The organism is Thiocapsa sp. C2-2m (assembly GCF_041903745.1).
Classification (GTDB): domain Bacteria; phylum Pseudomonadota; class Gammaproteobacteria; order Chromatiales; family Chromatiaceae; genus Thiocapsa; species Thiocapsa roseilacustris.
In genome coordinates, this window is sequence record NZ_JBBWVD010000072.1 from 1 (window position 1) to 9,526 (window position 9,526).

Genomic DNA, 9,526 nt, shown 5'->3' on the forward strand with positions numbered 1-9,526 from the left:
GAACCCCGAACCCCGCACCCCGAACCCGCAGAAGAGCACCATCGCCCGAAAGCCACAAACGCCTTGCGGCCCTGCAGGCGCCCGACTATGCTTCTGCCCCGCCGATCCGGGGGGTTTTCGAAAGAGTCGAATCGCCCGCCGAGCCTGGCCGCCTCCTGTCCAAGTCCCTCGCCGAGCCGGCGATCGACGAGCTCGTCGGCATCTTGGTTGATCGATCCGGTGATCGACGCAGTGGCACAGGGTTCGGATGTCCTACTTTTCTCCGTGCCGCGCGCGACGGCCGGAGACACGTCGAAGGTGTTTGGAGCTTGTTGACGAAAACCGCCCGCTCGCGGGTTTTTTGACAGCCAACCCCGGTGAAGGATGAGATCGATATGTTCAAGAGGTTCATCGAGAATTCTTTGCAAAAGACCCGTGCCTTGCCGCGCATCAGCTTGGCGAGGTCGTTTGCGCGGCTGGGCTGGACCGGATTCTGGATCCAGATCGTGGTTGGGGCGATCCCGATCGTGCTCATGAGCTACACCTTCGTCTTCGCACAATCACCCAGCGGTCCGCGTGCCGGTTTGCCGATCGTCGAATATCTAACGATGGGAAGCTTGGCGATCCTGGTCTTCACCACCTTCTGGTTCTATCGCTACACGCAGATTGCCAAGCGGATCGCGGGTCCGGAGGAGTCCCCCTCGGAGGAAGACCTTGCCGGAACCATCTGGGTCGGTCTGGTGGCGAGCAGCGTGGCGATCCTCTTCACCATCGTGGTGATGTTCATCGAGGTGGCGCACCTTCTGTTCTATTTCCTCTCCACGCCGCAAGGAGGCGTTCCAGTCTTTCAGACCACCGGGGCCGGACCGGCGAGCTGGGTCTCGGCGGTGGATATGCTCAGCCTCATGTCCATGGTCCTGACGCTGATGGCCGAGCTGGTCGTCATGGTCTTCAGCCTCTGGCTGCTGTTCCGGGTCACCGAAGGCTCGCCCGAGTACGGCGGGGGCAAGGTCGTCGTCTAGACCGGGTCCGTCCGCTCGGTCATCCCGCCGCGTCGCGCGCCGCGCCGACGCGGCGGTCGTCCTCAGACTTCTATTCGGACGCCGATGACCGCTCTGCCCGACACCGAGGGCCCACCGACGCCGGTCGATGCGCATAGGCCGGTGCCCACCGGCGCATCCGATCCCGATCCTGCTCGACCCGGCGCCACGACCGCGCTTGCCTCGCATCCGCAGCGACAGCAGCGCCCCTTGCGCGTCCCGAATCCACGGCCTTTTGCCGGGTTTCCTCTCGTCTTCCTGCTGTTCCTGCTCTGGCTGGGTGCCACCCAGACCGGTCTGCGGACGCTTCTCGATCTGGTCTCCGAGCTGGTCCCAGGCAGCGTTCAAGTCGGCCAGGTCGAAGGGCGACTCTTCGGTCGTATCGTCGCCTCCGATCTCTCGATCCAGTTGCCGGCCGTCGCGGTCCGCATCGGCCGCCTCGACCTCGCGTGGTCGCCCCTGCGGGCGTTTGGCGGAACCCTGTCGATCGCCGACATCCATGTGCTGGACATCGATCTGGTTCCGAGCGAGCGCGCGCATGACTCCGACCCCCCCCTTGTTCTGCCTGATCTTCTCTTGCCGCTGTCCCTCGACCTGGCCTCCGCACGCATCGAGCGTCTCCGGATCTTCTCTGCGGACAACGTCCGGCCCATGACCGTCGTCGAACGGGCCGAGCTCTCCGGGCGGCTCGACGGCGGCCTGCTGTCCATCGACCGCGTCGCGGTCGTCTTGGTCGAGCCCGCGTTTGAGGTGCACGGGAGCGGAACCGCGCGATTGACCGGCACTTACCCGCTTGAGCTTGATGCAAACTGGGAGCTGCAGCCGACGCCGAACGCCCGCGTGTTGGGCCACACCCGTTTGAACGGAGACCTTGCGCGGCTCGCCGTCCTGAGCACGGTGACGGGCTCCGTCGACCTGGATCTCGATGTCGAGATCACCGATCCGCTTGGACGTCCGGGCTGGAGCGGCACGTTCGAGCTCGTGGCTCTGGATCTGCCCGCCTTCGATGCCGGTCTGCGCGAGGTCGCGGTCAGCGGTACCCTCGCGATAGGGGGCGATACAACATCGACTAGGGTCACCGGCGAGATCCAAGCGGAGCCCGCCGAGCGACCCTCTCTCGGACGTCTCGCCGCCTCGCTCGATCTGATGTGGGAAGATCCTGCACTCGAGATCCGGTCCTTGGATCTGCGCCGCATCGGCTCGCGCATGCAGATCTCGGCAAGGGGTCGGATCGACCTGAACACAACCGCCGAGGTTGATGCCGCCCGAGCGCCATCGAAGGCGACGGGGTCCGAAACTCCGATCTGGACACCGGCTTGGGATCTGCACCTGAGCGGCACGGCACTGAACCCGGCCGAGTTGCTCGCCGCATTCGTCACGGATGCGGACCCCGAGCTCTGGTCGGGCCTCCTTGATCTGCAGCTCGCGAGCCGCGGCCGATTCACCGAGACGGGGCCCGCGTTGACGGCGGCACTCGAAGGGCTGAGTGGCGAGCTGCGTGGGTATCCGGTTTCCGCAACCGGAGGGTTCGAGCTCGCCGAGGGCCGACTGAAGATCGATGCCTTTCGCGCCCGATCCGGGCCGAGCACACTGCGCATCGAGGGTGCGCTGGACGGGTCACTCGATCTGCGCTTCGCACTGGATTCGCCCGACTTGGCAAGCCTCTATCCGGGCGCGGTGGGCCGGGGACAAGCCTCGGGGTCGGTCTCCGGTGCCTTCGGCTCGCCGCGACTGCAGATCGAGCTGAATGCCGGAGACCTGGGGATCGCCGGACACCGCATCGCGCGTCTGTCGGCCCTCGCCGACCTGGATCTCGCGCCCGACGGATCGCTGGAGATCCGCGTGGACGGAGAGGACCTTCTGATCGAGACCCGGGCTTGGGAGCGTCTCTCGATCCGGGGCGATGGCCGCCGCGCGGACCATCGACTCGGCCTGTCGCTGGAGGGCGATCCGCTCTCGGTCGAGCTGGCCCTCGCGGGGGGGCTGGCGGAAACCGGCCGCTATCGTGGAGAGGTCACACAGCTGCGCTTGGACAGCCGGGATTTCGCGACGTGGCGCATCCAACAGGCGAGTCCGATCGAGATCATTTGGCCGACCTTCGCCGCCGGACCCTTCTGCCTCCGGCACGAGCGCGGATCCGGCGGTTGTCTCGAGATCTCGCGGGATGCGAGCGCGGCCGTGACGGTGGCGGCCACCCTCGACCGGCTCGATCTGGATCTTGTCGCTCCCCTGTTGCCGCAGGGGCTCTTGCTGGAAGGTCGCGCAGCGTTCGACGGACGCTTTGTCGCCACCGGAACACGCTTGGAAGGACGCGCGACGGCCAGCCTTCCGGCCGGTCGTTTGAGTCTTCCTTCCGCCCGCGGCCGGGATCAGGTTCTCGTGTTTTCTGGCGCACGATTCGATATCGATGCCATGCGCGGCAACCTGCGTGGGCGGCTGTTCGTGCCGCTGGAAGGCTTGGGCCAAGCCGATGTCGATCTGGATCTGGCCGGGTGGCGGCTCGACGATCCGCTCCGCGCCGCGCAGCCGGTGAGCGGTCGGCTCCGAGCGCAACTCGACGGCTTGGAACGGTTTGCAGACCCGATTCCCCAACTGACTCGCTTGAGAGGCACGCTCGGCGCGGATATCGCGCTGGGCGGCACGCTCGGCCAACCCGGCGTTCGCGGCGAGGTCCGTGTCGAGCACGGTGGATTCCATGTCCCGCTCGTCGGTCTGGAAGTCGCGGACCTGACCCTCTCGGCAAACGCCGCTTCGGCAGAGCGCATCCGACTTTCGGGCGGCGCCGACGTCGGCGGCGAGCGCCTCGAGATCGGCGGCGAGGGCGGTTTCGGTCCCGATGGCCCGAGTGCACGGATTCAGGCCGTCGGGGAGCGCCTCGTCCTGATCGACACGAGCGAGTATTTCGTCAGGGTCTCGCCGAGGCTCGATCTGGACGCGACGGCCGATGGCGCTCGGGTGCGTGGAGAGATCCTCATCCCCGAGGCGCGGATCACCCCGCGGGCGCTTCCCGAAGGGACGGTGAGGCCCTCGAACGACGTCGTCATCAAGGGAAAGGATGGCCCACCGCGCTATCCGATCGACCTCGCAATCGGGCTGCGCGTCGGCGAGGGGGTCAATCTGGATGCCTTCGGTTTGTCCGGACGACTCGCCGGGAACCTCAACCTGATCCAGACGCCCGGTCGCGACCTCTTGGGCAACGGACAGTTGCAGATCCTCGACGGCCGGTACCGGATTCCGACCGGTTTTGGACCGACTGCGGATTTGGTTGCACCCTTGGCGATTTCGCGCGGTCAGCTGGTATGGGTCCGAAACCCGATCCGGAATCCGGGGCTGCTCTTTCTCGCCCAGCGCGGGAGCGGCAGGACAACGGCCAACGTCCGGGTCATCGGCACACTCGCCGACCCGCAGTTCACCTTCTTCTCGAACACGGATCCGGCGATGAGCCAGTCCGACGCCATCACCTTCCTGGTCACCGGAATCGCACCCGGCGGCACGGATGCGGACCAAAGCGCAGCGCTCGCCTTCGGCCGTTACATCGCACCCGGGACCTTCCTGGAGTACGAAACCGGACTCGGCGATGCCCGGAATCGATTCAGGCTGCGCCGCAACCTCACCGACCGCATTCAGCTGGAAGCCCAGAGCGGCCGGAGCCCGAGTGTCGATCTGTTCTGGAGCTTCGAGCCGGCAAGGTCCGACAGAAAGGGGGTGGGGCTCGCCCCGGATGGCGCGATCGACGGCGAATGACCGGCCTCGTCCGGTCACGTTGTCGAGCGCCTAAGGGTCGGCGCGGATGTCCCGCGCCGCCTCCACAGGAGGTGGGGCTCAGCTCGCCCCTTCCAGAAACGCCTTCAGGCTCTCTTCCTGGTCTTTCTCCAACGAGGTCTGCAGCACCTTGCCTTTGCCCTTGAACTCCGCGAGCCCCTCGAGGACCTTGTCCGCCGTGACCTTGCGCACCAGGATGAAGACCGCGGAGCAGCCGGGCTGGAAGTTCTGCGCCAAGCCTTTCATGAAGTCGTCGTTGATGCCGATATCCGAGAATTTTCCGGACAGCGCGCCGGCACCGGCCCCGACCGCCGCACCGAGGAGCGGGTTGAGGAACACCAAACCGATCAACATGCCCCAGAAACTGCCGCCGACTGCGCCGACGGCGGAGAGGTTGACGGCCTGATGGAGCTTGACCTTACCTGTCTCGTCCTTGGTCACGACGACCACGTCTTCCATGTCGATAAGGTAGGCCTTTTGCATCTTGGCAAGCTCGGCGCGCAACTCAAACGCCAGATGCTCCTCGGGGAACGAAACGACAATCAGATCACTCATGAACATGTCCTCGTGGATGTTTCTAAGAATCAGTGTGTACAGGGCGGCTCGAGCGGTTCCCGATCATGCACGAAAACCCTCGCGCGCTAAGCCCATAAAAACCTCGGAAGTCTCGGAATCGGTCCGGTGCGAGTGCGTTGCAGGCCCGCACCAGGGCATTAGAGATTGCCCTTTTGATGCTCGTCCATGAGAAAGCCTCCGAGGGCCCCGACACCGGCACCGATCAGTGCACCTGCCCCGGCCTGAGCAGTGAAAGACCCAATCGCGGCGCCGGTCGCAAGGCCAAGCGCCGTGCCGGTTCCGACACGGGCCCCGGTGGTGCTTCCGCAGCCGGAAAGGGCAGCAGCCGCAACAAGGATCAAAGGGATAGCAATTCGGTTCAAGTTGGTCTCTCCTAATCTCGGTCTCAACGCCCCGTGAACGGGCAGTTTCCTTCAAGCTTAAGCGTTCGGATGCATATTCCGGGCGGGTCGGACCAGGCCGACCGAGGCATCCGGTCCAGGCCGACAACCCACACAGTCGGTCGGCGACGTTCTGCATATCGCCGAAGCATCACAACCCGGGTCGGCTTGTTCACCGACAGCCTTCGGCGTATCTTCCGGCGGTCGGAGGTGCATCCTTTCAAGTGGATTCCGACCCTTTAGAGCCGGAATCCGGCTCCGCGATCATAGCTCAGATTCTCGGGAAGGAGGGCGACGATGCCGGCCGGCAATGCGACGGGGTCTGCGACTGGAGGAAGCTCGCAGCCGACCAAGATCGTTTTTTTCGGGCTCGGTGCTGTCGGGTCTGCGCTTCTGATCTGCCTCTCCGAGCTCGCCGAGCGCGATGACGTCCCGATGCGCTTCGTCGTCGTCGTCTTGAACCCGGACGCCGCGCGCGATGCCCTCTTTCACGCCGAGCGTATCTTCGACCGGATCGACTTCCTCGGCGTACCCGACTTTGCCCCGGTGTTCGCGCTGGAGTCCGGATACGAGACCGCGCTGAAGGGTGCGGCTATGCTGGTCAACGCCGCATTGCCGGAGTTCAACGGGCCCATGATCGAGCTGGCGTTGCGTATCGGTGCGCACGCGGTCGATCTCGCCTCCGACATGTACGATGCGACCACCGACCGAACCCTGACCTTCTCGCAGTACGGTTTCGACCAGGCGTTGCGCGAGCGCGGGATCGCCGCTCTGATCAACATGGGCATCTCGCCCGGCGTCACCAATTTTCTGATCGGCCGCCGCATGCACGACCTGCTGGCCGGCGACCGCAAAGAGCTCGAGATCGAAAGCATCGATCTATACCTCCTGGAAGATATTGATTCGGACTCGGTCATCTTCTCCTGGTCGCCGATCGTCGCCCTCGAGGAGCTGGCACAGCACCCGCGCATCCTCAACAAAGGCCGCATGCAGGTCCTGGAACCCTTCAGTGCCGGGCGCGACTATGCCTTTCCCAACGAACCGCGGCCGATTCGTCAGTATCCGCTCTACCAAGAAGAGCTCTTGTCGCTCCATCGCGCCTTCCCGGACGTCGAATCGATCGGGGTCTACACGGGCGGGTCCGAGGTCGAGCTGGTGAAGGCGCTCTTCCAGCTCAACCTGCTGTCCAAGCGCACACTGCCCCATCAGCCCGAGCTCACCGTCGAGGCGATGGTGCGCGCCATCCTGCCCGGCATGAACAAGCCACGGCGGATCGAGGAGTATCTACGCAACGGGACGATCCGCCGCGCGCACTTCTCCGCCGCCGCCGAGATTCGCGTCTCCGAGGTCGTGCGCAACGACCGTCAGACCGCCATCGAGACGGTCGGCCTGAGCTACCTGCGCTATCACGACCTGCTCAACACACCCTATGCCGGGGCGACCTACATCTCCTATCCGACCGCGGTCGGCGCCGCCATCCTGGCCTGGCATGCGCTTGAGTACGCTCGCGAGGCGCCGGACGCGCTCCTCGGCGTGGTTGCGGGCGAGGATCTCGCCCGCCTGCTGCCGCGAATGCGTGCGGACGCCGTCCGGCGCGATCTGGTGGCCTGGGACATTGATCTCTTCGAGAGCGTCCGCGACGCCTCGGAATCCTGATGTTGCGCTGCAGCGCCGATCATCGCGCCTGTTGAGGACCCTTCTCATGCTTGCGAGGACCGCCCGAATCCTGAAATTGGCCGCACAGCTCATCGCCGTGAGCGCATTGACCTTCCTCGCCGTGCGCACCTTCGACGCCTACCAAAGCGCGCCGCTCGCCGCGTGGCACACCTTCACCCCGGACGAGATGGTCGCCGAAGAGCTCGACAGGGCCGACTGGGCGGCCTATTCGGAGCGGGAGCAGGTGCTCTTCGACCAGGTGCGCACGGAGGTCACCGAGAAGCTCGCACCACAGGAGCGCATCCCCTCCAACCGCTACTACGAGGGAAGCCCGCTCTATCCGGGGCGCTTCGTCCAGGACTGGAACCGCTCCTATATCCTTGAGCCCGAGGGCGAACCCCGGGGTGCGGTCGTCCTGCTGCACGGCCTAACCGACTCGCCCTACAGCCTGCGTCACATCGGCCGACACTATTACGAATCGGGCTATGTCGTGATCGGGATCCGCCTGCCCGGACACGGGACCGTCCCGGCCGGGCTGACGAACCTGCAGTGGGAGGATTGGTCCGCCGCGACGCGCTTGGCCGTGCGTGAAGCGGTGCGTCGGGTCGGACCCTCGGCGCCGCTTCAGTTGGTGGGCTTCTCCAACGGCGGGGCGCTCGCCATGAAATACGTGCTCGATGCCGTCGAAGATCCATCCATGAGACAGGCCGATCGGGTGATCCTGATCACGCCGATGATCGGAATCACCGAAATGGCCCGGTTTGCGGGATTCGCCGGCTTGCCCGCAATCTTTCCGGCGTTCGCAAGTGCAGCTTGGCTCGGCGTCATCCCCGAGTTCAATCCATTCAAATACAACTCCTTTCCGGTCAACGGGGCACGCCAGTCGTCGCTCCTGACGCGCGCGCTGCAACCGCGCATCGCCCGCTACGCACGCCAGGGGCGTCTCGACGAGCTGCCCCCGATCATCACCTTCCAGTCCGTGGTCGATTTCACCGTCAGCACACGCGCCATCGTCACGAGCCTTTACGGACAGCTCCCGCATAACGGGAGCGAGCTGGTGCTCTTCGATATCAATCGGAACACTAAGTTCGGACCGCTGATCCGACCCGGCACCGAGACCGCGCTCGAGCGACTGCTCCCGCCGACGCCGCGTCCCTTCAAGACGACCGTCATCGCCAACGCCGACCCGGACAGCATTGAAGTCGTCGAGCGTGTGATCGACGCGGGCGAGACGCAAGAGCGAACCAGGGCGTTGGGATTGGCCTATCCGCGCGATGTCTTCTCGCTCTCGCATGTCGCCCTGCCGTTTCCGATCGACGATTCGCTCTATGGTCTGGAACCGAACGAGAACGAGGATTTCGGTGCCCACCTTGGGGCATTGGCCATCCGCGGCGAGCGCGGGGTTCTGGTGATGAGCCTGGACGCGCTGGTGCGCCTGTCTTGGAATCCCTTCTTCCCGTATCTGCTCGAGCGGATCGAGGAGGGGATCGCCGGTGCGCCTGTCGGCGAGACAGGCAGGACGGACGCAGCGCATAGACCTTAGACGAGCGGTCGAGGCGATCTCCGGAAAATCCCGCCGGCGGTTGGTTGTGCCTCGCACGGCTCGGCACAACCTACGGCCGGCTTGGCGTGGAGCGCTCCGGTACGCAGCTCGGCATAAGGGTTTGCGGAATTCGCCTGAACCCGCGGGCGCCGAGCCGCAATGGACATCGGAATCGGCATCGGCAGACCATTGTGTTCAGGGACTGACCGCCCTATTTCGCATCCTGTCTAGTTGATGAACAACCCGATGAGGTGTTGAAGATGCGAACGTTCTTCCTGCTCCCGTTGATCGGGGCTCTCCTGATGCCCGCCGCGGCTTCCGCCGCCTGCGCCCCGGCCCTCGACTTCGAGATGCGTCGCCTCGCCGGCGACGAGGCGGTGCGCCTTTGCGACGCCTATCAAGGTCAGGTGATCCTTGCGGTGAACACCGCGAGCAAATGCGCTTTTACCGGGCAGTACGAGGGCCTCGAGTAACTTCTCAAAAACTCATGGCGTGGCCGAAGCGGCCAGCGCCCGCTCGCGGATCAGGTCGGGCAACAGCGGAACCGTCCCGAGCTGTTTGATGCGATCGCCCAGATAGTCCCAAAACGA

The 9,526-nt window shown here is 65.1% G+C and carries 7 protein-coding genes; 5 read left to right on the forward strand and 2 right to left on the reverse strand.

The features are described from left to right. Window positions 1-374: 374 nt before the first annotated feature. Together AADX97_RS27835 and AADX97_RS27840 are read left to right on the forward strand one after the other, a co-directional pair. Window positions 375-1,001, forward strand: coding sequence for a DUF3611 family protein (locus tag AADX97_RS27835; RefSeq protein WP_374237347.1), 627 nt, complete (start codon window positions 375-377; stop codon window positions 999-1,001). An 84-nt stretch (window positions 1,002-1,085) separates the two neighbouring features. Next, window positions 1,086-4,763: a translocation/assembly module TamB domain-containing protein gene (locus AADX97_RS27840; protein WP_374237345.1), complete on the forward strand. Its 3,678-nt coding sequence runs from the start codon at window positions 1,086-1,088 to the stop codon at window positions 4,761-4,763. 78 nt (window positions 4,764-4,841) lie between these two features. On the opposite strand, the gene AADX97_RS27845 is transcribed toward AADX97_RS27840, so the two are convergent. Further along, the gene (locus AADX97_RS27845; RefSeq protein ID WP_374237344.1) at window positions 4,842-5,336 is read right to left on the reverse strand and encodes a DUF1269 domain-containing protein; all 495 of its coding nucleotides are present in this window, start codon (window positions 5,334-5,336) and stop codon (window positions 4,842-4,844) included. A 158-nt stretch (window positions 5,337-5,494) separates the two neighbouring features. Beyond that, window positions 5,495-5,719 (reverse strand): glycine zipper domain-containing protein, encoded by a 225-nt coding sequence (locus tag AADX97_RS27850; RefSeq protein WP_374237343.1) that lies wholly within the window; start codon window positions 5,717-5,719, stop codon window positions 5,495-5,497. A gap of 315 nt (window positions 5,720-6,034) precedes the next feature. On the opposite strand from AADX97_RS27850, the gene AADX97_RS27855 reads away from it, so the two are divergent. The 3 genes from AADX97_RS27855 to AADX97_RS27865 all read left to right on the forward strand — a co-directional run bounded on the left by AADX97_RS27855 (window position 6,035) and on the right by AADX97_RS27865 (window position 9,409). Then, window positions 6,035-7,393 (forward strand): saccharopine dehydrogenase, encoded by a 1,359-nt coding sequence (locus AADX97_RS27855; RefSeq protein WP_374237342.1) that lies wholly within the window; start codon window positions 6,035-6,037, stop codon window positions 7,391-7,393. A gap of 46 nt (window positions 7,394-7,439) precedes the next feature. After that, window positions 7,440-8,936: an alpha/beta hydrolase gene (locus tag AADX97_RS27860; protein WP_374237341.1), complete on the forward strand. Its 1,497-nt coding sequence runs from the start codon at window positions 7,440-7,442 to the stop codon at window positions 8,934-8,936. Between the two features lie 260 nt (window positions 8,937-9,196). Next, window positions 9,197-9,409 (forward strand): hypothetical protein, encoded by a 213-nt coding sequence (locus AADX97_RS27865; protein WP_374237340.1) that lies wholly within the window; start codon window positions 9,197-9,199, stop codon window positions 9,407-9,409. Window positions 9,410-9,526 lie beyond the last annotated feature (117 nt).

Coding starts and splice junctions, on each gene's coding strand:
- AADX97_RS27835 (WP_374237347.1), top strand. CDS start 375: ATGTTCAAGAGGTTCATCGAGAATTCTTTGCAAAAGACCCGTGCCTTG.
- AADX97_RS27840 (WP_374237345.1), top strand. CDS start 1,086: ATGACCGCTCTGCCCGACACCGAGGGCCCACCGACGCCGGTCGATGCG.
- AADX97_RS27845 (WP_374237344.1), bottom strand. CDS start 5,336: ATGAGTGATCTGATTGTCGTTTCGTTCCCCGAGGAGCATCTGGCGTTT.
- AADX97_RS27855 (WP_374237342.1), top strand. CDS start 6,035: ATGCCGGCCGGCAATGCGACGGGGTCTGCGACTGGAGGAAGCTCGCAG.
- AADX97_RS27860 (WP_374237341.1), top strand. CDS start 7,440: ATGCTTGCGAGGACCGCCCGAATCCTGAAATTGGCCGCACAGCTCATC.
- AADX97_RS27865 (WP_374237340.1), top strand. CDS start 9,197: ATGCGAACGTTCTTCCTGCTCCCGTTGATCGGGGCTCTCCTGATGCCC.